This is a genomic window from Nocardioides sp. NPDC054178 (genome assembly GCF_055585005.1).
Genome location: NZ_JBVJKY010000012.1, coordinates 1 through 23,919, shown reverse-complemented (window position 1 = coordinate 23,919; position 23,919 = coordinate 1). Strand labels below are relative to the sequence as shown.

Annotated in this window: 28 protein-coding genes; 7 read left to right on the top strand and 21 right to left on the bottom strand. The window is 70.9% G+C overall.

What is annotated here, in order from left to right; all coding sequences use genetic code 11:
• Positions 1–4 precede the first annotated feature (4 nt).
• Both ACZ6WN_RS29295 and ACZ6WN_RS29290 read left to right on the top strand, forming a co-directional pair.
• Positions 5–1,024 carry an ABC transporter substrate-binding protein gene (locus tag ACZ6WN_RS29295; protein WP_465869795.1) on the top strand — a complete coding sequence of 340 codons (1,020 nt, stop codon included), beginning with the start codon at positions 5–7 and terminating at the stop codon, positions 1,022–1,024.
• On the top strand, positions 1,021–3,120 hold the full coding sequence (locus tag ACZ6WN_RS29290; RefSeq protein WP_465869793.1) for an iron ABC transporter permease: 2,100 nt from the start codon (positions 1,021–1,023) through the stop codon (positions 3,118–3,120). The genes ACZ6WN_RS29295 and ACZ6WN_RS29290 overlap by 4 nt, the downstream gene beginning before the upstream one ends.
• A 14-nt stretch (positions 3,121–3,134) precedes the next feature.
• Here the strand turns inward: ACZ6WN_RS29290 and ACZ6WN_RS29285 are convergent, their stop codons facing one another.
• From ACZ6WN_RS29285 to ACZ6WN_RS29250, 8 genes are all read right to left on the bottom strand, one after another.
• A complete protein-coding gene (locus tag ACZ6WN_RS29285) occupies positions 3,135–4,178 on the bottom strand; it encodes a sensor histidine kinase (RefSeq protein WP_465869792.1) in 1,044 nt (347 codons plus the stop codon).
• Positions 4,179–4,351: 173 nt separating this feature from the next.
• A complete protein-coding gene (locus tag ACZ6WN_RS29280; RefSeq protein WP_465869791.1) occupies positions 4,352–5,539 on the bottom strand; it encodes an MFS transporter in 1,188 nt (395 codons plus the stop codon).
• Between the two features lie 2 nt (positions 5,540–5,541).
• Entirely contained in the window at positions 5,542–6,585 is a 1,044-nt protein-coding gene (locus tag ACZ6WN_RS29275; RefSeq protein ID WP_465869789.1) for a MerR family transcriptional regulator, read from the bottom strand.
• Between the two features lie 794 nt (positions 6,586–7,379).
• Positions 7,380–8,123 (bottom strand): TrmH family RNA methyltransferase, encoded by a 744-nt coding sequence (locus tag ACZ6WN_RS29270; RefSeq protein ID WP_465869787.1) that lies wholly within the window; start codon positions 8,121–8,123, stop codon positions 7,380–7,382.
• A 118-nt stretch (positions 8,124–8,241) separates the two neighbouring features.
• Positions 8,242–8,625 carry a 50S ribosomal protein L20 gene (gene rplT / locus ACZ6WN_RS29265; protein ID WP_465869785.1) on the bottom strand — a complete coding sequence of 128 codons (384 nt, stop codon included), beginning with the start codon at positions 8,623–8,625 and terminating at the stop codon, positions 8,242–8,244.
• Positions 8,626–8,673: 48 nt separating this feature from the next.
• Positions 8,674–8,886, bottom strand: coding sequence for a large ribosomal subunit protein bL35 (locus ACZ6WN_RS29260; protein ID WP_141804417.1), 213 nt, complete (start codon positions 8,884–8,886; stop codon positions 8,674–8,676).
• A 67-nt stretch (positions 8,887–8,953) separates the two neighbouring features.
• Positions 8,954–9,697: a translation initiation factor IF-3 gene (gene infC / locus ACZ6WN_RS29255; RefSeq protein WP_350713858.1), complete on the bottom strand. Its 744-nt coding sequence runs from the start codon at positions 9,695–9,697 to the stop codon at positions 8,954–8,956.
• A 295-nt stretch (positions 9,698–9,992) separates the two neighbouring features.
• Complete coding sequence (locus tag ACZ6WN_RS29250) at positions 9,993–10,487, bottom strand: SseB family protein (RefSeq protein ID WP_465869783.1); 495 nt, start codon at positions 10,485–10,487, stop codon at positions 9,993–9,995.
• Between the two features lie 89 nt (positions 10,488–10,576).
• On the opposite strand from ACZ6WN_RS29250, the gene ACZ6WN_RS29245 reads away from it, so the two are divergent.
• Both ACZ6WN_RS29245 and ACZ6WN_RS29240 read left to right on the top strand, forming a co-directional pair.
• A complete protein-coding gene (locus tag ACZ6WN_RS29245) occupies positions 10,577–11,041 on the top strand; it encodes a hypothetical protein (protein ID WP_465869782.1) in 465 nt (154 codons plus the stop codon).
• A gap of 44 nt (positions 11,042–11,085) precedes the next feature.
• Positions 11,086–11,586: a nucleoside/nucleotide kinase family protein gene (locus ACZ6WN_RS29240; RefSeq protein WP_465869780.1), complete on the top strand. Its 501-nt coding sequence runs from the start codon at positions 11,086–11,088 to the stop codon at positions 11,584–11,586.
• 33 nt (positions 11,587–11,619) lie between these two features.
• Here ACZ6WN_RS29240 and ACZ6WN_RS29235 read toward each other — a convergent pair whose 3' ends face one another.
• From ACZ6WN_RS29235 to ACZ6WN_RS29215, 5 genes are all read right to left on the bottom strand, one after another.
• Positions 11,620–12,567, bottom strand: a complete 948-nt coding sequence (locus ACZ6WN_RS29235) for a TauD/TfdA dioxygenase family protein (protein WP_465869779.1) — start codon at positions 12,565–12,567, stop codon at positions 11,620–11,622.
• A gap of 45 nt (positions 12,568–12,612) precedes the next feature.
• Positions 12,613–13,515, bottom strand: coding sequence for an ABC transporter permease (locus tag ACZ6WN_RS29230; protein WP_465869778.1), 903 nt, complete (start codon positions 13,513–13,515; stop codon positions 12,613–12,615).
• Positions 13,508–14,746, bottom strand: coding sequence for a quaternary amine ABC transporter ATP-binding protein (locus ACZ6WN_RS29225; protein ID WP_465869776.1), 1,239 nt, complete (start codon positions 14,744–14,746; stop codon positions 13,508–13,510). Before ACZ6WN_RS29225 ends, ACZ6WN_RS29230 begins: the two co-directional genes overlap by 8 nt.
• Positions 14,746–15,702 carry an ABC transporter substrate-binding protein gene (locus ACZ6WN_RS29220; protein ID WP_465869774.1) on the bottom strand — a complete coding sequence of 319 codons (957 nt, stop codon included), beginning with the start codon at positions 15,700–15,702 and terminating at the stop codon, positions 14,746–14,748. The genes ACZ6WN_RS29225 and ACZ6WN_RS29220 overlap by 1 nt, the downstream gene beginning before the upstream one ends.
• 129 nt (positions 15,703–15,831) lie before the next feature.
• On the bottom strand, positions 15,832–16,707 hold the full coding sequence (locus ACZ6WN_RS29215) for a LysR family transcriptional regulator (RefSeq protein WP_465869773.1): 876 nt from the start codon (positions 16,705–16,707) through the stop codon (positions 15,832–15,834).
• Positions 16,708–16,767: 60 nt separating this feature from the next.
• Here ACZ6WN_RS29215 and ACZ6WN_RS29210 point away from each other — a divergent pair, with 60 nt between their 5' ends.
• Complete coding sequence (locus ACZ6WN_RS29210; RefSeq protein WP_465869772.1) at positions 16,768–17,670, top strand: aldose 1-epimerase family protein; 903 nt, start codon at positions 16,768–16,770, stop codon at positions 17,668–17,670.
• Positions 17,671–17,680: 10 nt separating this feature from the next.
• On the opposite strand, the gene ACZ6WN_RS29205 is transcribed toward ACZ6WN_RS29210, so the two are convergent.
• The 4 genes from ACZ6WN_RS29205 to ACZ6WN_RS29190 form a co-directional block, all read right to left on the bottom strand.
• Complete coding sequence (locus tag ACZ6WN_RS29205) at positions 17,681–18,895, bottom strand: SGNH/GDSL hydrolase family protein (protein WP_465869771.1); 1,215 nt, start codon at positions 18,893–18,895, stop codon at positions 17,681–17,683.
• 91 nt (positions 18,896–18,986) lie between these two features.
• The gene (locus tag ACZ6WN_RS29200) at positions 18,987–19,415 is read right to left on the bottom strand and encodes a PH domain-containing protein (RefSeq protein WP_465869769.1); all 429 of its coding nucleotides are present in this window, start codon (positions 19,413–19,415) and stop codon (positions 18,987–18,989) included.
• Between the two features lie 22 nt (positions 19,416–19,437).
• Positions 19,438–20,283, bottom strand: coding sequence for an ATP phosphoribosyltransferase (gene hisG / locus ACZ6WN_RS29195; RefSeq protein ID WP_465869852.1), 846 nt, complete (start codon positions 20,281–20,283; stop codon positions 19,438–19,440).
• 33 nt (positions 20,284–20,316) lie between these two features.
• Entirely contained in the window at positions 20,317–20,580 is a 264-nt protein-coding gene (locus ACZ6WN_RS29190) for a phosphoribosyl-ATP diphosphatase (protein ID WP_008359350.1), read from the bottom strand.
• Between the two features lie 106 nt (positions 20,581–20,686).
• Between ACZ6WN_RS29190 and ACZ6WN_RS29185 the strand changes: the two genes are divergently transcribed.
• The gene (locus ACZ6WN_RS29185; protein WP_465869767.1) at positions 20,687–20,941 is read left to right on the top strand and encodes a helix-turn-helix domain-containing protein; all 255 of its coding nucleotides are present in this window, start codon (positions 20,687–20,689) and stop codon (positions 20,939–20,941) included.
• Entirely contained in the window at positions 20,938–21,558 is a 621-nt protein-coding gene (locus ACZ6WN_RS29180) for a hypothetical protein (RefSeq protein WP_465869766.1), read from the top strand. Before ACZ6WN_RS29185 ends, ACZ6WN_RS29180 begins: the two co-directional genes overlap by 4 nt.
• A gap of 15 nt (positions 21,559–21,573) precedes the next feature.
• Here the strand turns inward: ACZ6WN_RS29180 and ACZ6WN_RS29175 are convergent, their stop codons facing one another.
• From ACZ6WN_RS29175 to ACZ6WN_RS29160, 4 genes are all read right to left on the bottom strand, one after another.
• Positions 21,574–22,107, bottom strand: coding sequence for a gamma carbonic anhydrase family protein (locus ACZ6WN_RS29175; RefSeq protein ID WP_465869765.1), 534 nt, complete (start codon positions 22,105–22,107; stop codon positions 21,574–21,576).
• Positions 22,108–22,122: 15 nt separating this feature from the next.
• A complete protein-coding gene (locus ACZ6WN_RS29170) occupies positions 22,123–23,175 on the bottom strand; it encodes a cation diffusion facilitator family transporter (protein WP_465869764.1) in 1,053 nt (350 codons plus the stop codon).
• Positions 23,172–23,528: an ArsR/SmtB family transcription factor gene (locus ACZ6WN_RS29165; protein WP_465869763.1), complete on the bottom strand. Its 357-nt coding sequence runs from the start codon at positions 23,526–23,528 to the stop codon at positions 23,172–23,174. Before ACZ6WN_RS29165 ends, ACZ6WN_RS29170 begins: the two co-directional genes overlap by 4 nt.
• Before the next feature lie 67 nt (positions 23,529–23,595).
• The coding region (locus ACZ6WN_RS29160) for an HNH endonuclease signature motif containing protein (protein ID WP_465869762.1) at positions 23,596–23,919 on the bottom strand (324 nt) is incomplete at its 5' end.

The following is a 23,919-nucleotide window of genomic DNA, read 5'->3' as shown; positions in this document are numbered from 1 at the left end:
AATCATGAATCGACGTACGACGACCGCTGCCCTGGCGACGGCCGCCGCAGCGCTGCTGCTCGCGGCGTGTGGCCAGACCACCACCGCCGCCGAGACCGACGAGCCCGAGAAGAAGGCCTCCGCGGACTGTGAAGGGGTCGAGACCTCGACCGGCGCGGTCAGCCTGACCGACGCCTTCGGCAACAAGGTCGAGCTCGACAAGCCCGCCGAGAAGGTCGTGGTCCTCGAGTGGCAGCAGACCGAGGACCTGCTCAGCCTGTGCGTCGACCCGGTGGCGGCCGCCGACGTCAAGGGCTACAACACCTGGGACACCGCCGAGAAGCTCGACGAGGGAACGACCGATGTCGGCACCCGGGGCGAGCCCAACCTGGAGACGCTGTTCGGCACCGACCCCGACCTGATCGTCGTCGAGGCCTACACCGCCGAGGACGAGATCCTCAAGCAGCTCGCCAAGTACGACGTCCCCGTGCTCGCCACCAAGGGCGCCGACGCCAAGGACCCGGTCGCCAACATGGTGACCACCTTCGAGATGATCGCCGAGGCCACCGGCCGCGGGGAGCAGGCCGAGGTCGTCGTCGGCGAGTTCGAGGACAAGCTCGCCGAGTCGAAGAAGGCGCTCGCCGACGCCGATGTCGCCGGCACCGAGTTCGTCTACTTCGACGGCTGGATCGACGGCGCCAACGTGGCGATCCGCCCCTTCGGCCAGGGTTCGCTGATCGGTGAGCTCGGCGAAGAGCTCGGCCTGAAGAACGCCTGGACCGGCGAGGTCGACCCCGCGTACGGCCTCGGGCAGACCGACATCGAGGGCATGACCACCCTCGGCGACGCCACCTTCTTCTACACCGGCACCGTCGACCCCGTCGGCGACGTCAACGCCGAGCTCGCGAAGAACAAGGTCTGGAAGTCCATCCCCGCGGTCAGCGAGGGCCGCTCCCACGCCTTCCCCGCCGCCATCTGGACCTTCGGTGGCCCGCGTTCGGCGGAGCAGATCCTCGACGCGTACGTCGACCTGCTCACCAAGTGACCGAAGCCGTCAAGGCTCCGCGAGCGGGTGCAGGAGGCGCATCAGTCGTCCTCCTGTGCCTGCTCGCCGGGCTGCTTCTCGCTGCCGGCTGGCACCTCACCCAGGGCACCTCGGGGGTAGGCCCTGCCGACTTCCTCGACGCGCTGCTCGGACGTGAGCAGGCGCACGGCGCGACCGCGTCGACGGTGGAGATCATCACCGGCTCGCGGATCCCGCGGCTCGCCGCGGGCATCGCGGTCGGGTTCGCCCTCGGCGTCGCCGGCGTGCTCCTGCAGTCGCTGGCACGCAACGCGATGGCCTCTCCCGACACCCTCGCGGTGACCGGAGGGGCGTACTTCGCGGTCACGCTGGTCGCCGCGTTCGGGCTCTCGGTCCCGCTGTGGGCCTCGGGCATCACGGCTTTCCTCGGCGGCCTCGCGGCCGCCGGGCTCGTGCTCGCACTGGCCGGCGGTGCGGGTACGTCGACGACCCGGCTCATCCTGGCCGGCTCGGCGGTGGCGCTCGCGCTGCAGGCCGGCACCTCGACCCTGCTCATCCTCTACTCCGAGGAGACCACGAGCCTGTTCGCCTGGGGCAGCGGCTCGCTGAGCCAGCTCGGGCTGCGGGCCTTCTGGCAGGTGGCACCGGTCGTCGTCGTGGCGACCGTCTGCGGCCTGATGCTCGCCCGCCGCCTCGACCTGCTCTCGGCCGGGGACGACGCGGCCTCGGTCCTCGGCGTCCCGGTCCGCTCGACCCGGGCGATCGGGACCGTCCTCGCCGTCGTGCTCACCTCGGCGGCGGTGACGCTGGCCGGGCCGATCGGCTTCGTCGGTCTGTGCGCCCCGGTGCTCGTCCGCCTGCTCGGCCGGATCGTCCCCGCGCTCAACCGGCACGCGGTGCTGCTGCCCGCCGCCGGTCTCATGGGTGCTCTCGTCGTCGTCGCCGCGGACGTCCTCGTCCGGGCCGTGCTCGGCGCCGACGAGGCCATGTCCGTACCCACCGGCGTGACCACGACGATCGCCGGCGCGGTCGTGATGGTGCTCCTCGCCCGTGGCGGACGCGACAGCGGCCCCACCCGCCGGCTGCCGGGAGCGACCGTCACCATCCGCAGCCGGGTCCGGTTCCTGATCGTGCTCGTCCTCCTGCTCGCCCTGACCGTCGGAGCCACCGTCGTCGGCCTGCTGGCCGGCCACCAGTGGCTCTACACCGGCGACATCGTCGCCTGGCTGCAGGGCGAGGGGATCCCGCTGGTCCAGTTCGCCCTCGACGAGCGGGCGCCACGTGTCGGCGCCGCCGTGCTCGCCGGTGGTGCGCTCGCCCTGGCGGGCACGTTCGTCCAGGCCACCTGCCGCAATCCGCTGGCCGAGCCCGGGATCCTGGGCATCACCGGCGGCGCCGGGGTCGGCGCGGTCGTCGTGGTGACCGGGCTGTCCTCCGGCTGGAGCAGCGAGTCCTCGGCAGCAGCCTCGACGACCACCATGCTCATCGCGGCGACCGTCGGAGCGCTGGTCGCCTTCGGGCTCGTCTACGGCCTGGCCTGGCGCGGCGGGATCGACACCGACCGGCTGGTGCTCATCGGCATCGGCGTCTGGTACGGATCAGCCTCGCTGAGCACCTTCCTGCTGGTGCGCTCCAACCCGTGGGACACCCCACGGATCTACACCTGGCTCTCCGGCTCGACCTACGGTCGCAGCTGGGAGCAGGTGGTCCCGGTCGCGGTCGCCCTGGCCCTGGCGATCCCGGTCGCCTTCATGGTGCGCCGCGAGCTCGACCTGCTCAACCTGGACGACGACACCCCACGCCTGGTCGGGGTCTCCTCGGAGCGTGTGCGGCTGCTGATCCTGCTGAGCGCGGCGGTGCTCACCGCGATGGCCGTCTCCGCGGTCGGCGTGGTCGGCTTCGTGGGCCTGGTCGCCCCGCACATCGCGCGCGCCCTCGTCGGAGGACGGGCCGCCCGGGTCGTCCCGGTCGCCATCCTGGTCGGAGCGCTGCTCCTCGTGGTCGCCGACGCCATCGGCCGCACCGCGATCAGCCCCGCCCAGATCCCCGCAGGTCTGGTCGTCGCGCTCATCGGTGCGCCGTACTTCATCTTCCTGCTGGCCCGCTCCAGGTCATGACGAGGGTGTGAGGCTCAGGCCGACGGCGGGTTCCGGGGCCAGCCGACCTCGATGCGAGCCCCGCCGCCGTCGGCGTCGGCGATCTTGACCGAGCCGCTGTGGGCGCGGGTGAGGCCGCCCACGATGTAGAGGCCCAGGCCGGAGCCGCCGCGGGCGCCGTGCTTCCAGAACTTCGTGAAGACGCGCTGGCGCAGCTCGGCCGGGATGCCCTCGCCGTGGTCCTCGACGACCAGCAGGACCTGGTCGGGGTCATCGGGCCACAGACCCAGGCTCACGGTGACGACGCCGTCGCCGTGACGTACGGCGTTCTCGACGAGGTTGGTGACGACCTGGGTGAACTTGTCCGGGTCGGCGTGGATCTCGAGGTCGTCGGGATCGGCCGAGATGTCGAGCTCGATCGGCCGCGAGGTCGCCGAGCGCACCGACTCGACCACGCGGGTGACCAGCACCGTCGCGTCGCTGGGGCGCGGGTAGAGCTGGAGCCGGCCGGTGTCGATCCGGGCGACGTCGAGGAGCTCGGCGATCAGCCTGGAGAGCCGGTCGGAGTCGGAGGCGACCGTCCTGAGCATCAGCTTCTTCTGATCGTCGTTGAGCTTGTCCCACCGGTTCAGGAGCGCCTGCACGAAGCCCTTGACGCCAGTCAGCGGCGAGCGGAGCTCGTGGGCGACGGTGGCGACCAGGTCGGAACGCTCCCGGTCCAGGCGCTTGCGGCCGCGGCCCGAACGCAGCGAGATCGAGACCTGGTCGACGGCGGCGTCCAGGGCCGGGCGCCGGATCGTCGAGACGACCAGCACCTCGGTGCCGTCGGGCAGCAGCCACGCCTGCTCGGGGGTCCCGGTCACGGTCGGCAGGGTCTCGTAGGGCCGGTTGACCTTGGTCCAGGTGTGGCCTTCGGGGTTGCTCAGCGTGAGTACGTCACCCAGCGGCCGGCCGAGACTCGCGTCGGGGTCCACCCCGAGCATGCGCCCGGCCAGGGCAGAGACCAGGACGACCACACCATCCCCGTCGGCGACGACGACACCGTCGGGCAGGGCATCGGCGAGTTCTCTGGCGTCCACGCCGACACCCTAGACCGACATGGCCGCTCCGGGACCGCTACTCGGGCCGATTGCTGGGCGGCAGCATGATCGGCACCGGGTCGTTGTCGAAGGCGATCATGTCGGCGTACGCATCCCCGATCACGTAACGCCCAGCGACTCCAGCTCGTGGCGCGGCGTCTGCCTTCGGTGTATCAGACCCGCTGGGTTATCGACTCGGGCAGCCGCGCGACCCGGACGGCGGCGGGCACGGTGGCCAGGAGCAGCCCGGCGATGACGGCAAGGGCCAGCCGTACGTCGACCCCGGCCGCCACGCCCAGCAGCGGAGTCGCGAGCAGGACCGGGCCCGTCTGGGCCAGCTGGGTCAGGCTCGAGAACCGGGCGAGCATCTCCGGCGGGGTGCGGGCGACATAGGCCGGGAGCAGGTAGCTGGTCAGCATGGTGGTGCCGACGCCGACGAGGCCGACCGCGAGGATCCCCGCCCCGATCTCGGTACGCACCGCCAGCAGGACGACCCCGCCGGCGGCGATCACGGGGCCGGCGACCGCGACCGGCGCGCGCGGCGCGCCCCAGCGGGCGACGGTGAGGGTCATCAGCAGTCCCCCGGCCACCCAGGCACCCGAGACGAGACCCGTCTCGGCCGCCGTCCAGCCGCGTTCGCGACCGGCGAGCGGCAGCGCGAGCATGACCAGCGGGAGCACCGTCGCGGCGAGTCCGGTGATGGCGACCAGGACCGGGACGACACCGGGCGTTCGTCGCGCGGCCTCGGCACCGTCGACCAGGCTGCGCCAGACCGAGCCCTGGCCGGGCTCGGGTGCCGGCTCGTGCGGCGGTCTGACGAGGAGCAGAGCGACGAGCACGACGGCGAAGGTCGCCGCGTCCAGTCCGGCGGTCAGCGGCAGCCCGCCGTGACCGATCAGGAAGCCGCCGGCCGCGGGTCCCGCGGTGCGGGCGATCTGGTGGGCCGAGCCGACCAGCGCCATCCGGCGGTCCAGGTCCTCGGCCCCGAACAGCCGCGGGAAGACTCCTTCAGCGGGTCGGCGCAGCGCCTGGATCGTGCCCGAGAGGGCACCGACCGCGACCAGCAGCCACAGTCCCGCGCCGTCGATCGCCCCGACGGCGAACGCGGCCATGACCAGCACCATCGCGGCGTCGCACGCCGCCATCGTCCGCCGGATCCCGATCCGGTCGGCCAGCACTCCCCCGGCAAGCACCAGCACCGCCAACGGGATGCCCTCGATCGTCAGCACCAGGCTGGCCGCGTCGGCACCGAAACCCGCCGCCGCCCAGCCGACCGCGAAGAAGGTCACCGAGTCACCGAAGACCGATGCGGTCGACGCTGCCAGCCAGGGGCGGAACCCCCAGCCTGCGAGCCGTCCCATCCTCAGCTCGCCGGGTCGTGGCGCACCGGCATGACCAGCGCGGTGAACCCGGGCTGGTAGGGCGAGGTCACCACCACCGGCCGGTCCGGTGCGGTCACCGCCAGCTGGATCTCCGCCCCCAGGCACGCTGCCAGGGCGCGGCCGAACAGGGCCGTGCCGAGCCGGAGGCGGGTCGGTGGGCCGGTCACCACGCCGCGTACGTCGCTCTGCTCGGCTGTGTGCGGCGAACGCAGTCGCGTCTGGTCGCCGAGGAAGAGGTCGACCTCGGCGTAGGCGGCCACGTCGAGGCCGGCGAGCAGGTCCGCCTTGGTGAGCACCGCGCGGGTGACGGCCGGCTCCAGCCCCGCCAGCACCAGCCGGTGCGCCGGGTAGGTGGTGTCACGGCCCAGCTCCTGCCCGGCGAGGGTGAGGGTGCCGTCGGCGATGCGCAGCTCAGCGGTGGTGATCGCGTCGAGTCGGTCGGCCAGCGCGGCCGCGTCGGGCAGGGACAGGACCGCGCGGCCACCGTCGCCCTCGGCGGCCGCCGGCAGCTCGCGCACCGCCATCCAGTAGCGGTTGGTGGCCACGACGTCCACGCCGGGGCCGCCGACATCGATGAGGACGGAGGCGAGCTCGGAGGCCGGCTCGGACTCGGCCGCATGCCGCACCTGCCGGATCGCCGCGGCCAGCACGGGACCGGGGAGCTCGACGAGCGCCGGCCTGGCGGCAGGGCCGGCGTCGACGACGGCCAGCACACCGCGTACGGCCTCCTCGGCCCGCGCCGTGCGCGCACTCTGGTCCTCGACGAACTCCGCCAGCGCCGCCCGGGCCTCGCCGGCCGGCGAGTCGAGCACCACCCGCATCGTCTCGATCGGGACCCCCGCCTCGCGCATGCCCACGATCAGCCGTGCCCGGTCGGCCAGCTCGGGCGTGTAATAGCGATAACCCGTCCCCGAGTCGACCTCCGCCGGCACCAGCAACCCGCACTCGTCGTAATGACGCAGCGCGCTCGCGCTCAGCCCCACGGCCCGCGCGAACGCCCCGATCGTCAACAGTGGCTCATCCATGCCGAAACCATCGTCCTTCAGGTGAGATGAAGGTCAAGCCCCGCCGAGGCGTCACGTACGTCGGCCGAGAGGTCACCCCCGTCGGCCGAGGCGTCACCCCCGTCGGTCGAGGCGTCACGCACGTCGCGCGAGGCGTCACTCCGGTCGCCCGAGGGGTCGCGTACGTTGGCCGAGGAGTCATGCCCGTTGCCCGAAACCTCACGTACGCCGCGCGAGACGTCACCCCTGCCGACCGAGGCGTCACGTACGTCGCGCGAGGCGTCACCCCGGTCAGCCGAGGGGTCGCGTACGTTGGCCGAGGAGTCACTCGCGTCTGTCGAGGCATCACCCCGGTCGGCCGAGAGGCCAGCCCAGTCGGGTCGGTCGAGAAGTCACCCCCGGCGGCCGAGGCGTCGCGTACGTCCGTCCAGACGTCACCCCGGTCGGCCGAGGCGTCACGCACGTCGGTCCAAACGTCACCGCGTACGCACTCGGCCGACGCGAGTGACGCCTCGGCCGACCGGGGTGACGCCTCGCACGACGTACGTGACGCCTTGGGCGACCGAAGTGACGCCTCGGCCGACCGGGGTGACCTCTCGGCCAACGGGGCTGACCTCTCGACCGACCGGGGTGACCTCTCGGCCAACGGGGCTGACCTCTCGGCCAACGGGGCTGACCTCTCGACCGACCGGGGTGACCTCTCGGCCGACGCGGCTGACTCCTCGGCCGACGCGGCTGACTTCTCGGACGACGCGGCTGACTTCTCGGACGACGCGGCTGACTTCTCGGCTGATCGGGACTCGCTCGGTGAGCGCTCACGCACGCTGCGCCCGCGCCGAGGCGTAGACGCAGAGAGCGGCGGCGGTGGAGAGGTTGAGCGACTCGGCCTTGCCGAAGATCGGGATGCTCACGATCTCGTCGGCCTCGGCAGCCAGGTGCGGTGGGAGGCCCCAGGCCTCGTTGCCCATCAACCAGGCGGTGGGCCGGGCGAGGAGCTCGTCGGCGGTGAAGAGGTCGGCGGTGCCGTGCATGTCTGCGGCCAGGACGGTCAGGCCGGCTGCCTTGGCGGCCTTGACCGCGGCCACGGGGTCGCGCGCGACGGCGATCGGGAGGTGGAAGGCGGAGCCGACCGAGGCCCGGATGGTCTTGGGGTTGTAGAGGTCGACCGAGTCGCCGGCCAGGATCACTCCGGACGCACCGGCGGCGTCGGCGCAGCGGATGACGGTGCCGGCGTTGCCGGGATCGCGTACGTCCGCACAGATGACCACGAGCGGACCAGCGATGTCAGCGAGCGGGACGTCCAGGAAGCGGCACAGTGCCACGACACCGGCGGGCGTGACCGAGTCGGACAGCCCGGCCATGGCGCGGTCCTCGACCAGCGTGACCGGCTGATCGGCCAGCACGGAGGCGTACGCCTCGGCTCCCGCCTCGGTGGCGAAGATCTCCTGCACGCAACCGCTCACGCCGAGCGCACCCTCGACCGCCTTCGGCCCGTCGGCCAGGAAGAGCCCTCGCTCCGCACGAACCGAACGGCGGCCGAGCTTGCGGATCTCTTTCAAGCGGGAGTTCCCCGACGACAGCAAATCACTCACCCCGTGATCGAGTAGGTCGACAAATGGAACGTGGGAGTCTTGGTGTCACCAGGTGACACCAAGACTCCCACGATCGGAGTCAGGCTCAGGCGTTCGCCGGGGCGTTGACGTCCTCCGGCAGGGCGGCCTTGGCCTGGGCGACGATCGCGTTGAACGCGGCCACGTCGTTGACGGCGAGGTCGGCGAGGATCTTGCGGTCGACCTCGATGCCGGCCAGGTTGAGGCCCTGGATGAAGCGGTTGTAGGTCATGCCCTCGGCACGCGCGGCGGCGTTGATCCGCTGGATCCACAGCTTGCGGAAGTTGCCCTTGTTCTTGCGGCGGTCGTTGTAGGAGTAGACCAGCGAGTGGGTGACCTGCTCCTTCGCCTTGCGGTAGAGGCGCGAGCGCTGGCCACGGTAACCGGAGGCCCGCTCGAGGGTGGTGCGACGCTTCTTCGCAGCGTTCACTGCGCGCTTGACGCGTGCCATTTCAGTGCTCCTTGAATGCTTTGGTGAAAGTTCGGGTGATCAGCGGTCTCAGAGACCGAGCAGCTTCTTCGCGCGCTTGACGTCGGCGGGGGCGAGCTCCACCAGACCGGCGTTGCGGCGGTGCTTCTTGCGCGAGCCGGTGGTCGGCGCAGAGGCGAACGCAGCGCCGGACTTGCGGCCGGCCTGCAGGCGCTGGATCTTCCCGGAACCGGTCACCTTGAAGCGCTTCTTGGAACCGGAGTGGGTCTTGTTCTTCGGCATAGTTCTTCCTTCTCTCGTCGTCCGGCCGGTCACGGGGCGCCGCGGCGGCGGAAGTCAGTGGATCGACTCAGAGGTCGATGTCGGGGTCGAGGTTCTCCGAGCGACGCTTGGGCTTCGGGGTGGAGGCGGGACGGGCAGCGTTCGCAGCCGTACGCTCCGCCTTCTCGGCGGCCTCGTCGGCGGCGCGCTCGGCGGCCTTCTCCTCCTTGGCCTCCTTGGCCTCGACCTTGGCGTCGGCCTTCTTCTTGTGGGGGCCGAGCACCATGATCATGTTGCGGCCGTCCTGCTTCGGCGAGGACTCGACGAAGCCCAGCTCCTGGACGTCGTCGGCCAGCTGCTGCAGCAGACGGAAGCCGAGCTCGGGACGGTGCTGCTCACGACCGCGGAACATGATCGTGATCTTGACCTTGTCCCCAGCGTTGAGGAACCGCACGACGTGACCCTTCTTGGTCTCGTAGTCGTGCTTGTCGATCTTCGGACGAAGCTTCATCTCCTTGATGATCACGTTCGTCTGGTTTCGACGGGCTTCACGGGCCTTCTGGGCGTTCTCGTACTTGAACTTCCCGTAGTCCATGAGCTTGCAGACCGGCGGCTTGCCCTGCGGGGCGATCTCGACCAGGTCGAGGTCGGCCTCCTGGGCCAGGCGCAGCGCGTCAGGGGTCGGCACGATGCCGACCGTCTCTCCGTTGGGACCAACGAGGCGGACCTCGGGAACCCGGATCCGGTCGTTGATACGAAGCTCAGTGCTGATGTGTCCTCCAGTTGTTGTGGCTGCGGAGGCTCTGGATCTTGGCTTCCGGGCCGCGTGCACGAGCGGTCCGGAAATCAAAAAAGGCTTCCGCTGGATAGTCACAAGCGGAAGCCAGTCAAGACGCTCACCCACGTTCGGGCTCGCACCACCGAATCCATCGACCCGCGAAATTCACGGGCACTGTCTTCGGGACCGGACCCGACGACCTCTGTTGCTGGGCGGTCGATGCGGGTGGGAGAACGCTGTCGTGATCTCCGCTTGTTGGATCAAACCGACGGCGTACGTCGGCTGATCGGTCAACACGGAACACTACTGCAACATTCCCCGCGGTGCCCAATCCTGGTCGAGCACAGCCTCAGGGTCGGACCCAGGCCGTACGCGGCCCGACGGTCGCCAGCTGCCAGCCCTCGGCCACCTTGTGCAGGTCATCGCCCTCGATCGCGAACGGGACCGGGCCGGCGAGATCGAGCACCAGCGCATCGGCGCCGTCGTGGACGGCGGCCTGGGCCGCGTCGCGCAGCGAGACCGGCACCGGACGGGCGTCGGCCTGCCACGCCTGCAGCGGCGCCGTGCCCGTGAAACCGAGCAGCGCCTGCCGGCCGTCAGCTCCGGTGAGCAGCACGGTCGCCATGTCGGAGGTCTTGTCGTGGGCGAGGCCGGCCTCGTCGACCTCCACCTCGCCCAGCACCGCGACGACCGGGACGAGCACCCGGGCGGAGGCGAGCGCGGTGAGCACGTCGGCGTGGGTCGCCCGGCCCGCGGCGTAGGACCGCATCACGGACGCGACCTCGGGGCTCGTCTCGCCGGTGTCGCCGGGAAACGCAGTGCCGAGGAGTCGCTTGTCGTTCATCGGCTCCATTGAACCTCAGCCGAAGATCAGGGCCGATATCGGGGACAGTCCGGGTGCCAGGCGACCGGGACGGTGGAAGACTGTGGAGCATGGACCAAGGCGCCTACCTCGCACTAGCCGCAGCGCTCACCGTTCTGGGGGCGATCTGGACCTGGGTCGCGTTCCGACGGCGTGGCCTCGGGGCCGGCGCGAGGGCGCTCGGGTGGACGCTGCTCGCCCCGGCGGCCTACCTGACCGGCCTGCTCCGCGCCGGCGGCAGGATCGTCGACGCGATCGCCGACTGGGCCGCGCGCCTGGTCTTCAGCCCGACCGTGTGGATCGGGTTCGGCATCGCCGCGCTCGCGATCGTGCTGATCTTCGTCTCCCGGCTCCTGCCCGCCAAGGAGAGGCCGAGCCGGGCAGCCCGGAAGGCGTCGGCCGGTGGCGCGCCCGCCGGCTCGTCCGGCCCGGCCTCGGTCACGGCTCCGCGGACGACCAAGGGCCCGGTGGTCGACGACGATGACGACGACATGGCCGACGTCAACGACATCTTGAAGAAGTACGGCATCTCCTGACCTCGACCGACTCCCCCGCTGCCGCCGATCTCCTCACGATCGCGATGAGCCGCCCGGCCACGCTCGGCCCGGGCCGGCTGATCTGCATCGACGGCCCCGCCGGCTCGGGCAAGACGACCCTGGCCGGCGCCCTGGCCGAGATGACCCAGGCACCGGTGATCCACATGGACGATCTCTACGCCGGCTGGGACGGCCTCGCAGACGGCATCGCCCAGCTCGAGACCGTCCTGCTCCCCCTCGTCGAGGGCGCCCCCGGCTCCTACCGCCGCTACGACTGGCACCGAGGCGCCTACGCCGAGACCGTCCTGGTCCCGCCGAGCCCACTGCTCGTGATCGAGGGGGTCGGCAGCGGCGCCGCGGTGTACGACGGCTTCCGCACCGCTCTCGCCTGGGTCGACGCACCCGAGGAGGAGCGCAAGCGACGCGGCATCGACCGCGACGGCGACACCTTCGGACCCCACTGGGACGCCTGGGCCGCTGCCGAGACCGGCCACTTCGCCCTAGACCGGACCGCCGCCCGCGCCGACGTGGTCGTCATGACCTAGGTCCCCCGCTGGTCATGGGCTCGACCAGCGGGGTCAGGAGATGAGCTCGTCCAGGCGCGAGTAGGCCCGCGCGTCACCCTGGAGCACCTCCGAGCGCCGCCCGTCGACCGAGACCGGTACGTCACCCGCGACCGTGACCCGGCGCATCTCGCGCGGGTGGTGGTCGAAGTCCGCGACCGCGTAGTGCTGGGTGGCACGGTTGTCCCACATCGCCACGTCGCCGGGCTGCCAGGCCCAGCGGATGGTGTTCTCGAGCTTGGTGACCCGGTCCTGGAGCAGGTTGAACAGGTGGATCGACTCGGTCGAGGTGAGCCCGTCGAACTCCTTCACGAACGAACCGAGCACGAGGGACCGCTCCCCCGTCTCGGGGTGGACACGGACGACCGGGTGCCGGGTCTCGAAGTGGATCGAGGCGAAGTCGTCGCGGGAGTAGTTGGCGTCGGGCTGCTCGTGCTCCTCGTCGCGCTGGGCGTAGTCGTAGGAGTTGGTGTGCACCGCCCAGAGCGCGTCGGCCAGCGCCTTCAGCGGCGTCGGAAGCCGGTCGTAGGCGGCTGCGGTGTTCGCCCAGATCGTGGTCCCGCCGTAGGGCGGCAGGGTGACCGCGCGCAGCACCGAGATCGCCGGGACCCGGTCCACGAACGTGACGTCGGTGTGCCAGGCGTTGGCCGCCATGCCCGCGTTGGCGGTGACCCGCAGCACCCGCCCGGAGCCGGTGTTGACGGTCGGGTGAGCGGTCGTCAGCTCACCGAACCGGGCCGCGAAGGCGCTCTGCTCCTCGTCGGTGAGCCCGTCCTGGCCCCGGAAGAAGAGCACCTTGTGACGCAGCAGGGCATTGCGTACGTCCTGGATCTGGGTGTCGTCGGCCTCGGCCAGGTGCAGGCCCTCGATGACGGCGCCGATCCGGGCGCCGGCGCGGCGGATCCGCACGCCCGAGGACGTCTCGACGACGTCCGCGGGGCGGTGCAGCTCGGTGATGGTCACGGTCGTTCTCCTCCGATCAGGGATGTCAGCTCAGGCATGCCGGCTTCAGGCGGGGGTGAGCTCGGGCTGCGGGGTCTTTGCGCGGGCACCGCGGCCGAGCTTCGGCCACCACGACGGCACCAGGCCACGCTGGCCGCCGAGCGCGGCCGAGACGCGGTCGAGGTAGATCGCGATGACGACGACCGCCAGACCGCCTTCGATCGAGGCACCGATCTGCAGGCCCTGGACCGCGTTGACGACCACGCCGCCGAGGCCGGAGCCGCCGACCAGACCGGCCACGACGACCATCGAGAGAGCCAGCATGATCACCTGGTTCACACCTGTCATGATCGACTCGCGCGCCAGCGGCAGCTGGACCTCGCGCAGGATCTCCCAGCGGCCCGCGCCGAAGGCGGCGGCCGCCTCGACGGTCTCGGCGTCGACCTGGTTGATCCCGAGCTGGGTGAGCCGGACCGCGGGCGGCAGTGCGAAGACGATCGTGGCGACCAGACCGGGCGCGTCGCCGACGCCGAAGAAGAGGATCGTCGGCAGCAGGTAGACGAAGACCGGCAGGGTCTGCATCAGGTCCAGCACCGGCCGCAGCGCCGCTCGCAGCGGTGGCGAGAAGGCCGACCAGATGCCCAGCGGGATGCCGATCACCAGCGCGACGAACGTCGCGACGAGCACCGAGGTGGTGGTCTGCATCGTCTCGTACCACAGGTCCATCGACTCGATCAGGAGCAGCCCGACGGTCAGCACCAGGGTCAGGACGACCTGGCGGGTCACCAGGAGCGCGATCACCGCGAGCACGACGATCATCGCCACCGGCGGCAGCCCGCCGAGCACGTTGTAGACCATCCGGAGCAGGAAGTTGAGCGCCTCCTTGATGCCGTCGAAGAACGGTCCGAGGTTGTCGGTGAGGAAGTTGATGACGTCCTCACCGAGGTCGCCGATGTGAAGGTCAGGCATGGGCCACCTCCTTGGTCTCGGTGTCGGCGCTCGCGCCGTTGGCGGTGGACAGGGCCGAGAGGATCGCGGCCCGAGGCACGACCCCGACGATCCGTCCGTCGTCGTCGAGCACGGTCACCGGCACCACCTGGCGTCCGGCGAGCTGCATGAAGTCACCGACGACGTCGTCGGGCGCGACCTGCTCGTAGGGCTCTCCGAGCGCTTCGCGCAGGCTCTCGTCGGTGCTCAGGTCGGCGACCCGGTCGGCGGTCACGACCCCGAGCAGCCGATCCTCGGCGTCGGTCACGAAGGCACCGGTGACCTCGTTCTCGCCGAGCCTGGTGAGCGCGTCGGCGCGGCTGGTCGCCTCATCGAGGACGAGCCGCGGCGGCCGCACGAGGTCGGAGGCGCTGAGCACCCGGGCGCGGTCCACGTCGGAGACGAACTCGCTGACGTAGTCGTCGGCCGGATGGGCCACGATCTCGGGACCGGGAGCGAGCTGTATGACCCGGCCCTCGCGCATCACCATCACCCGGTCACCGATCCGCATCGCCTCGTTGAGGTCGTGGGTGACGAAGACCGTCGTGCGCTGGTCCTGGGCCTGGAGCTCGACGAGCAGGTCCTGCATGTCACGCCGGATCAGTGGGTCGAGCGCGGAGAACGGCTCGTCCATCAGCAGGATCGGCGGGTCCACGGCCAGCGCCCGGGCCAGCCCGACCCGCTGCCGCATGCCGCCGGAGAGCTCCTGCGGGAGCTTGTCGCCGCGCCCGCCCAGGCCGACCCGGTCGAGGGCGGCGTCGGCCTTCTCCAGACGCTCCTGCTTCGCGACGCCGCGTACCTTCAGGCCGTACGCCGCGTTCTCCCGCACCGTCCGGTGCGGGAAGAGCGAGAAGTGCTGGAAGACCATCCCGATGCCGTTGTTACGGAGCTCGCGCAGCCGCTGGTCGGAGACCTTGGTGATGTCCTCGCCGTCGATCAGGAGCTCGCCGGCGCTGGGCTCGTTGAGCCGGTTGATCATCCGCAGCACGGTCGACTTGCCGGAGCCCGAGAGGCCCATGACGACGAACATCTCGCCCGTGGCGATCTCGAAGTCGATCTCGTGGGCACCGAGGTAGCCGCCCGCTGCGGCGGCCGCCGCACGCGGGTCCTCGGCTGCCAGTGCCTTCTCGGCCTGCCTCCTGCCGAGGCCGTAGACCTTGCTCAGGCCGCGTCCGACGATCGCGGGCCTGGTCGTCTCGTTCGTCTCGCTCATCAGATCTCCGCCTTCTCGCCGTCGGCATCCTCGACCCCGTCGAGGAACTCGGCGACCTTCTCGGGGTTGTCGTCGATCCACGCCTCGGCGATGTCGGCGAGCTCCTTGCCGGACTTGTCGTGGTCGTAGTAGAACTGCCCGGCCTCGTCGGTCGTGAAGGTCAGGTGGGAGAGGAGCTCGGCGATCTCCGGGTTGTCGTCCTCGAACCCCTTGCGGGTGACGGTGCGGATCTCACCGGCGCCGCCCCAGACCTTGTCCGGGTCCTCGAGGAAGACGGCGTCGAACTGCACCGTCATCCAGTGCGGGCTCCAGCCGAGGAACACGATCGGCTGGCCGGCCTTCTGCGACTTCTCGACCTGGGCGAGCATGGCCGGGGTGCCGCTGGCGACAAGCTTCCAGTCCCCCAGCCCGTACGCGTCCTCGTCGATCGCCTTCTGGATCGTCTCGTTGCCCGGGGAGCCGGCCTCGATGCCGTAGATCTTCTTCCCGAACCTCGCGGCGTTGGCATCGAGGTCGGCCAGCGACTCGATCCCGAGCTTCTCGGCGACGTCGCCGGGGACGGCCGGGGCGTACTCGGTGCCCTTCACGATCGTGGAGAGAACCTCGACGTCGCCGGAGTCGATGGGGTCGCCGAAGCTGGGCTCCTGGGAGGGCCACCAGTTGCCGAGGTAGGCGTCGATCTGGCCCGAGGAGACGGCGGTCGCCGCGTTCTCGACGGACAGGTTCTTCTTGATGCTCGCGTCGTAGCCGAGCTCCTGGAGGATCTGTACGGCGATCTCGTTCTCGACCTGGAGGTCGACCCACGGCTGCTCGGCGAGGACCACCGAGTCCTCGGCTCCGCCGGAGTCGCTCTGGGCGAAGCCGTCACGCTCGCTGGCGGTCGTGCAGGCGGTCAGGGTGCCGGCTGTCGCCGCGATGGCGAGGGCGGCCACAGCCAGACGTGGGGGGCGGCGCATGCGTGCTCCATCCAATCGGTTCATATATGTCTAACACACTAGACATTCACCTTCTGGGTATTCCAGCACGTCCGGGCAGTGAGCAAGACCAGGATCGAGATGCTGCGATAGATCCTCTCTATGGCTCGGCTAGGAGTCGGTGAGCTCTTGGGCCAGCGCCACGAACTGCTCGACCAGCGCGTCACCGCGCTCCTCCAGCCACACGGCCGACACGCTCACCCGCGCCACCGGGGTCAGCGCCACGACCTGTGCCCCGGCCCGCGACGCCGCACCGGCCATGCCCTCGGTCAGCACCGCCACCCCGGCGCGGGCCATCACCAGCGGGATGATCGAGGCGACGTGGGCCGTCTCGATGGCGACCTCCGTGGGCAGGCCCGCGGCTTCGAGCCGGGCATCCAGGAACGTACGCAGCGCCGTGCCCGCCGGCGTCGCGATCAGGCCGACCTCGGCGAGCTCCTCGATCCGGACCTCCTCCGGTGCCTCGCCCGAGGGCGGCAGCACCGCCACCAGCTCGTGCTCGGCGAGCCGGTGCGAGCCGAAGGGGCCGTGCGGCGGCGCCCCGTCGATCAGACCCACGTCGGCCTCGCCCTTGCGCACCTGGTCCAGGACGTCCGAGCGGTGCTGCGGGTCGGTGACGACCACCTGCGCGGCCGGCTGGATCCGCCGGAACTCGGCCAGCACCGGCACCAGCGGCTCGACCGCCCACACCGTGCTGGAGGTGATCCGCAGCCGGCCGAACCCCTCGTCCGAGACCGACCGGACCGCGCCCGCGGCGAGCTCGAAGCCACGTACGACCCGGCGCGCCGGACCGAGCAGCGCCGAGCCCGCCGGGGTGAGCCGCACGCCCCTGCCGTGGCGCTCGAAGAGCGGACCGCCGAGCTCTCGTTCGAGCCCTCGCACGGCGTACGACAACGATGGCTGCGCCACGTGGAGCCGTGCCGCGGCGCTGGTGAAGCTGCCCGCCTCGGCGATCGCGAGGAAGAACTCCAGCTGTCGTCGCTCCATGGCCCGAGGCTAACCCGACCGGTCATCAGGACGGCCCAGGCACCTCGATAGCCTGTGAGCGTGCTGAGACCGAGTGGAGAGCAGTTCACGATCGACGGCGGGGGCTACTCCGCGACGGTGACGGAGAGTGGCGGGTCGCTGCGGCTGCTGTCCTACCAGGGCCGCGACCTCATCGCCGGGTTCGGCGACGAGGACCAGTCCAAGGGCGGCAAGGGCCAGCTGCTGGCGCCGTGGCCCAACCGGATCCGCGACGGCCGCTACGAGTTCGGCGGGAAGAGCTATCAGCTCGGGCTCACCGAGGTCGCCCGCAACAACGCCTCCCACGGGCTGGTGCGCTGGGCGCAATGGCTGCCCATCGAGGAGGCGAAGAGCTCGATCACCCTCGCCACCCGGCTGATGGCGCAGAGCGGCTACCCCTGGACCCTCGACCTCGAGGTGACGTACGCAGTGGGGCCCGACGGCCTCACCGTGACCCAGTCGGCGACCAACCACGCCGACTCCCCCGCGCCCTACGCCGTCGGCGCCCACCCCTATCTCACCGCGGGCGCCGGACCGGTCGACGCCTGGACGCTCACCCTCCCGGCGCGGACCCGCCTGCTCTCCGACCCCGAGCGCAAGCTGCCCACCACGAGCGAGCCGACGGCGGGGACGGCCTATGACTTCACCTCCGCCAAGCCCATCGGCGATGTCGTCCTCGACCACGCCTTCACCGATCTCGACCGGGGCGAGGACGGGCGGGCGACGGTCACGATCCAGGGCCCCGACGGAGGCGTCGCGCTCTGGGTCGACGAGCGCCACCCGTGGCTGATGGTCTACAGCGCCGACGACCAGTCGCCGGCGCGGGGCGGTCTGGCCGTCGAGCCGATGACCGCTCCCCCGGACGCGTTCAACTCCGGCACCGACCTGATCGCGCTCGCCCCCGACGAGCGCCTCGAGGTCACCTGGGGCATCACCGCGATCTGACCCTCACGCTCTAGAGGTCGCACTCCAGCAGCGAGAGGTCGAACGCCTCGGCCATCGCCGCGTAGCCGGCGTCGCCGGGGTGGAGATGGTCCCCGGAGTCATACGCGGGCAGGAACCGCGCCGGCCGCTCGGGGTCACGCGTGGCCGCGTCGAAGTCGACGACTCCGTCGAACTCGCCGGAGGTCCGGATCCACTCGTTGACCGCGACCCGCACCCGGTCGCGTGCAGGGGTGTAGCGGCTGCCACCCTCGTAGGGCGTCAGGGTGCCGCCGACGACGCACACGTCCTCGGCGTGCGCCTGCGCGATCAGGTCGCGGTAGGCCGCGATCAGGTCGGAGGCGTCGTCGGCGTCGTCCCAGCGGATGTCGTTGATCCCCGCCAGCAGCACGACCGTGGAGACCCCGGGCTGGTCCAGGACGTCGCGCCGGAAGCGGTCCAGAGCGCGCTGGCCGCCGGTCCCGTCGGTGAGGACGCGGTTGGCGGAGATGCCCTCGTTCATCACCCCGAACCGGCCGGCGTACGAGCTCGCCGCCACCCGGTCCGCCACCACGTCGGGGTAGCGCCGGTCGGCTCCGACGGTGGAGCCGTTGCCGTCGGTGATCGAGTCGCCGAAGAAGACCGTGGTCTTGACCCGGCGCGGCTTCTCGACGACGACGCTCTCGACCCAGTACCAGCGGGAGATCTGCGTCGTGAAGGCCGCACCCGACTCCTGGCCGGCCACGTCCGCACCGGAGGTCCCGGAGACGTAGGAGATCTGCGTGGCCACGTCGTGCCCGGTGATCGGGCCACTCTCGCCCACCACGTGGAAGCTCACCGCGAGCGTCGTATCGGCCGGCACCGTCGCCTCGAGCGGATCGCTGAGCACCTCGGTGCCGGGGGCGACGGTGACTTCCTCGGCGCCGTCGAAGGTCAGTGGCCGGTTCGTGCCGGACACCACCGCGGCCCCCTCGCCCGCCAGGCCCACGTGCGCCGAGGCGAAGGTCACCGGACGGTCGCCGAACGCGTTGGAGAGGGAGATGCGTACGCCGGAGCCACCCAGCGAGGTGTGCACCAGGTTGCGCACCGAGCGGTCCGCCAGACCAGCGGCGCCGGTCTCACCACCCACCTCGTCGGCCGAGGCACCCCAGGTGCCAACCGGGTGCACCGGCGCGGCCTGGGCCGGCTCGGTCGAGGCCAGGGTGAGCGCGGCCGCCAGCACAGCGATGGCCCGAGTCCATGAGATCACGCAGACACGCTAAGACGCATCGGGCGTCGCCATGAGCAGTTCGGGCGAGGATTCTCCGAGGCGTGGTGGGCGGTTCGCCGGCGGGTCGCCGCTAGGACAGCTCGTCGGCCAGCGTGCGCAGCGTGCGTACGGCCCTCTTCGACGAGCCGCCGTCGGCGGCCTGGATGCCGAGCACGGAGATGTTGTGGCCCGACGCAAGGTCGATGTTGGGCCACGGAGCGCCGCGGGGGAAGTTGATCGCGAGCACCTCGGCCCACTCCAGGTCGCGGCGCTTGAAGCCGTTGACCACGGTCAGGCCGTCGGCGCGGGCGACGACCCGCGACCGGGTCAGCGCATACACGCAGGTCACGATCCCGAGCCCCACGGCTCCGAAGGTGAGCCGTTCGAACATGGTGACCTGGGCCTTGATCTCGGGGGTGAAACCGACCCAGACCAGCGTGCACATCACCGCGAGAGCGGCCACCAGGAACCAGCCCATGACGCGCGCCCCGAGCGGGCGCCAGGTGTGCGGCAACTTCACCGGACGCTCCGCTGCGGTGGGCTCAGATCCGGCAGGCATTGATCTCCGTCAGCAGGATCGCGCGGGCACCCACGGCGTACAGGTCGTCCATCAGCTTCTGCGAGCCCTTGCTCGGCACCATCGCGCGGACGGCGACCCAGCCCTCGCGGTGCAGCGGGCTGACCGTCGGACCCTCGAGACCCGGCGTCATCGCGGAGGCCTCGGCGAGGAACTCGGCGCGGATGTCGTAGTCCATCATCACGTAGCTGCGCGCGATCAGGACGCCGTCGAGGCGGCGGCGGAAGGTCTCGTACGCAGCCCCCAGCTGGGCGCCCGAACGCGTGATCACGACCGCCTCGGAGTGCATGATCGGCTCGCCGAAGATCTCCAGGCCGGCCTGGCGCATCGTGGAGCCGGTCTCGACCACGTCGGCGATCGCGTCGGCGACACCGAGCTGGATCGAGGTCTCCACCGCGCCGTCGAGGCGGGTGACGCTCGCGTCGATCCCCTCGCGCTCCAGGAAGGCCGAGACGACCCCGACGTAGGAGGTCGCGATCCGCTTGCCGCGCAGCTCCTCGATCGAGGTGAAGTCGCCGGCGCGGCCGGCGAAGTGGAACCGCGAGCGACCGAAGCCGAGCCCGACGACCTCGTCGGCCTTGGCGCCGGAGTCGAGGAGCAGGTCGCGGCCGGTGATGCCGATGTCGAGGGTGCCCTCGCCGACGTAGAGCGCGATGTCGCGCGGGCGCAGGTAGAAGAACTCGACGCCGTTCTCCTCGTCGATGAGGGTCAGGCGCTTGGAGTCCTCGCGCTGGCGGTAGCCCGCCTCGCGCAGCAGCTCGGAGGCAGCGACGGACAGCGAGCCCTTGTTGGGGACGGCGATCCGGAGCATGCCCTCTGCGGAAGTTTCAGTCATGGGTGATCCCTACAGGTGTGAGTAGACGTCGTCGATCGAGATGCCGCTGGCGAGCATGAGCACCTGGGCGTGGTAGAGCAGCTGGGAGATCTCCTCCGCGGTCGCTTCCTTGCCCTCGTACTCGGCCGCCATCCAGGACTCGGCGGCCTCCTCGACCAGCTTCTTCCCGATCGCATGGACCCCGGCGTCGAGCTGTGCCACGGTGCCGGATCCTTCAGGTCGGGTCCGGGCCTTCTCACTCAGCTCGGCCCAGAGCTCGTCGAACGTCTTCACGAGCGTCAAGCCTAGGCCGTACGCGACCCGGCCCCCGAATCGTCTCACCGAATCGATAGCAGTCCTGCTATCGACAGCCATAGCAGGACTGCGATATCTTCGATTCATGAGCACCGACGACGGGGACACCGCGTTCTACGTCGGCATCGCCGCCCAGGTGACCGAGCACCGGGTCGCGCGAGGCCTGTCCCAGCGCGAGCTGGCCGAGCTCTGCGGGACGACGCAGTCGGCGATCGCTCGGCTGGAGTCCGGGTCCCGCCCACCCAAGATCGACACCCTCCTCCGGGTGGCCGCCGCCCTCGACTGCCGCCTCGAGGTCGGCTTCCACGCCCGCACCCGAGCCCACAGGAGCACACCATGAAGACCCCTATCGCCGCCGACGAGGTCGAGTCGACCCGCAGCGAGCGGTTCCTGGCGGTCGCGCTGACCGCCTTCCTGCTCGTCGGCACCGTCTGGTTCTACGTCAAGGTCGCCGGCTGGTGGCCGCTCTACATGGACTGGGACCAGTGCAACAACGGCGAGACGGCGTGCGAGATCCCCGGCCACGAGGCGATGCAGATCACCATCCGCCTCGGCTTCGTCATCCTGCTCTGCGTGGTCGGATTCTGGGTCCTCTACCGGCTGCGCCGCAGCGGCTCCCGCTTCCTGCCGCTCGGCTTCGCGCTCGCCGCGACCGGGGTGATCATGGCCCTGGTCTTCGCCTTCCACTACACCTTCGAGTACGCCGACTTCGGCCCGCTCATCCTGTCGCTGTTCGGCGCAGCGGCGACCGTCGGGGTGTTCGTCGCCGTCCAGCGGCTCCTGGCCAAGCGGATCCCGGCCATGCGCGTCCGCAAGGGCGACTGCCCCTACTGCGGCTACCCGGTCCGCGGCAAGCACTGTGAGGGCTGCGGCCGCGAGACGCTGGCGCCGTGCACCACCTGCGAGGCCGACCGCAGGGTCGGCTCGATCCACTGCGTAGCCTGCGGGGCTGAGTAACCCTCGACCTCAGGGTCAGGGTTGGATGCGGCGTACGGTCGCACGATGCAGCTTCATGAACTCGACGTAACCGGGGGCGTTGAGCTCCAGGATCGCCGCCGGGTTCGTGTCCGGCTCGATCGTGCCGCGGATCTTGGCCGGCACACCCATCACCAGGCTGTGGTCGGGCACCTGGGTCCCCTCGACCACCATCGCGCCGGCCGCGATCAGGCAGCCGTCGCCGATCACGACCGAGTCGGAGACCACCGCCCCGTTGCCGATCAGCGACCCGGTCCCGATCCGGTCGCCGTGCACCACGCAGCCATGGGCGACGGTGCTGTGCGGGCCCATCTCGAGGGAGGACCCCGGGCGGACGTGCAGCACGGAGTTGTCCTGCACGTTGGAGCCCTCGCCGATGATGATCGGCCCCACGTCGGCACGGAGCACCGCGCCGTACCAGACGCTGGCGTTCGGGCCGAGGCGTACGTCACCGATCAGCGTCGCCGTCGGCGCCACCCAGGCCTCGGGATGGATCTGCGGACTCTTGCCGTCGAACTCGAAGATGTTCATCGGGGCAGAGCCTAGTCAGTGCGTACCCTCGGGACTGACGTGGAGGACGACGCTGGTCAGCCGCGGCAGCGCCTCCAGGAGGTGCTCCTCGGCATGGTGGGCGATGTCGTGCGCGGCGGAGACCGCGAGGTCGGCCGGCACGGTGATGTCGCCGTCGGCGTGGAGGGTGTGCCCGATCCACCGCAGCCGCAGGCTGCGGACCTCGAGCACGCCGTCGACGGTGCCGACCGCCTCCCGCGCTCTGCGGACGTCCTCGGGGGTGACCGCGTCCATCAGCCGGGCGCCGACCTGCTTGAGCGCCGAACGCAGCACGCCGAGGATCGCGACCGCGATCAGCAGCCCGATCACCGGGTCGGCCCACGGCATCCCGAGCGCGACCCCGGCCGCGCCGAGGACCACGGCCAGCGAGGTGAAGCCGTCCGTACGCGCGTGGAGCCCGTCGGCGATCAGGGCGGCCGAGCCGATCTGACGGCCCACCCGGATCCGGTACCGCGCGACGATCTCGTTGCCGAGGAATCCGACGACACCGGCGGCGGCGACCGCCCAGACGTGCTCGACCTGGCGCGGATGGAAGAGCCGGTCGACGGCCTCCCAGCCCGCCAGGATGCTGGAGAGCGCGATCATCGCGACGACGAAGAGCCCGGCAAGGTCCTCCGCCCGTCCGTACCCATAGGTGAACCGGTCGTTGGCCGGACGTCGCGCGAGCCAGAACGCCACGAGCAACGGCACCGCCGTCAGCGCGTCCGCGACATTGTGGAGCGTGTCGCCCAGCAGCGCCACCGACCCGGTCAGGGCGACGACGACCGCCTGCAGCGCCGCCGTCAGCGCGAGGACACCGAGGCTGATCCACAGCGCCCGCCGGCCCCGTACGTCCGCCTCCAGCGCCTCGTCGACCTGGTCCGCCGCATCGTGGGAATGAGCCCCGAAGACGTCCGAGACCGCGTGCCTCACCCGCGCCCAGCCGCCATCGTGCGCATGGCTGTGCTCGTGCCCATGCTCGTGACCGTGGCCGTGGCCGTGGCCGTGGCCGGCATGCTCGCTCGGGTGGTCGTGCAGCGTGTGGGTCATGCCGACTCCTCCGCGGATCGGTGGTGCGCCGGAACCTGGTCCAGCAGATGCTCCACATGCCCGATCGTGTCGAGGACCAGCTGGCGCACGTGGCCGTTCTCGACCCGGTAGAGCACCGAGGTCCCCTCCTTCCGCGTGGTCACCAGCCGCGCCATCCGCATCTTCGCCAGATGCTGCGAGACCCCCGGCACCGGCTTGTCCAACATCGAGGCGAGCTCCGAGACGGACCGCTCCTCATCCAGCAACAGCCCCGCCAGCTGCAGCCGAGTGGGATCGGCCAGCATCCGCAGCACCTCGACGGCGAGGGTCACCACGTCATCTCCCCACACCGGAGGTTGCGTATTTGCATGCATGCGCAAATTGTAGCGCGATGGCCTGGCCCTTTTTTGGGGGCGGATGAGTGTTCTCGCGGAGGTCGGTCTATCTGCGTCGAGTGAAGCGGATGTCGCCGTTGGGGAGGCGTTCGTGGAGGTACGCCGAATCGTGGGCGCGGTGGTGGTGGCAGGAGCAGAGGAGGGCGGCGTTGTCGAGGTCGGTGGCACCTCCTTGGGCCCAGGCGAGCCAGTGGTGGGCCTCGGCCCACGTGCCGGGGATGTCGCAGCCTTCGGCCTCACAGGTTGCGGATCGGAGCAGGAGGGCGCGGCGTTGGGCGGCGGTGAAGAAGCGTTCCTTGCGCCCGAGGTCGAGGACTTCGGAGTCACTGTCGAGGACGGCGGGGATGATGCCTGCGGCGCAGGCCAGACG

What these genes read in the sequence shown, in the direction of transcription:
- ACZ6WN_RS29170 (WP_465869764.1), bottom strand. Translation starts at nt 23,175, where the DNA reads ATGACCCACACGCTGCACGACCACCCGAGCGAGCATGCCGGCCACGGC.
- ACZ6WN_RS29185 (WP_465869767.1), top strand. Translation starts at nt 20,687, where the DNA reads ATGAGCACCGACGACGGGGACACCGCGTTCTACGTCGGCATCGCCGCC.
- ACZ6WN_RS29250 (WP_465869783.1), bottom strand. Translation starts at nt 10,487, where the DNA reads ATGAACGACAAGCGACTCCTCGGCACTGCGTTTCCCGGCGACACCGGC.
- ACZ6WN_RS29225 (WP_465869776.1), bottom strand. Translation starts at nt 14,746, where the DNA reads ATGAGCGAGACGAACGAGACGACCAGGCCCGCGATCGTCGGACGCGGC.
- ACZ6WN_RS29180 (WP_465869766.1), top strand. Translation starts at nt 20,938, where the DNA reads ATGAAGACCCCTATCGCCGCCGACGAGGTCGAGTCGACCCGCAGCGAG.
- ACZ6WN_RS29295 (WP_465869795.1), top strand. Translation starts at nt 5, where the DNA reads ATGAATCGACGTACGACGACCGCTGCCCTGGCGACGGCCGCCGCAGCG.
- ACZ6WN_RS29175 (WP_465869765.1), bottom strand. Translation starts at nt 22,107, where the DNA reads ATGAACATCTTCGAGTTCGACGGCAAGAGTCCGCAGATCCATCCCGAG.
- ACZ6WN_RS29230 (WP_465869778.1), bottom strand. Translation starts at nt 13,515, where the DNA reads ATGCCTGACCTTCACATCGGCGACCTCGGTGAGGACGTCATCAACTTC.
- ACZ6WN_RS29245 (WP_465869782.1), top strand. Translation starts at nt 10,577, where the DNA reads ATGGACCAAGGCGCCTACCTCGCACTAGCCGCAGCGCTCACCGTTCTG.
- ACZ6WN_RS29240 (WP_465869780.1), top strand. Translation starts at nt 11,086, where the DNA reads ATGAGCCGCCCGGCCACGCTCGGCCCGGGCCGGCTGATCTGCATCGAC.
- ACZ6WN_RS29280 (WP_465869791.1), bottom strand. Translation starts at nt 5,539, where the DNA reads ATGGGACGGCTCGCAGGCTGGGGGTTCCGCCCCTGGCTGGCAGCGTCG.
- hisG (WP_465869852.1), bottom strand. Translation starts at nt 20,283, where the DNA reads ATGCTCCGGATCGCCGTCCCCAACAAGGGCTCGCTGTCCGTCGCTGCC.
- rplT (WP_465869785.1), bottom strand. Translation starts at nt 8,625, where the DNA reads ATGGCACGCGTCAAGCGCGCAGTGAACGCTGCGAAGAAGCGTCGCACC.
- ACZ6WN_RS29275 (WP_465869789.1), bottom strand. Translation starts at nt 6,585, where the DNA reads ATGGATGAGCCACTGTTGACGATCGGGGCGTTCGCGCGGGCCGTGGGG.
- ACZ6WN_RS29260 (WP_141804417.1), bottom strand. Translation starts at nt 8,886, where the DNA reads ATGCCGAAGAACAAGACCCACTCCGGTTCCAAGAAGCGCTTCAAGGTG.
- ACZ6WN_RS29165 (WP_465869763.1), bottom strand. Translation starts at nt 23,528, where the DNA reads ATGCATGCAAATACGCAACCTCCGGTGTGGGGAGATGACGTGGTGACC.
- ACZ6WN_RS29220 (WP_465869774.1), bottom strand. Translation starts at nt 15,702, where the DNA reads ATGCGCCGCCCCCCACGTCTGGCTGTGGCCGCCCTCGCCATCGCGGCG.
- ACZ6WN_RS29215 (WP_465869773.1), bottom strand. Translation starts at nt 16,707, where the DNA reads ATGGAGCGACGACAGCTGGAGTTCTTCCTCGCGATCGCCGAGGCGGGC.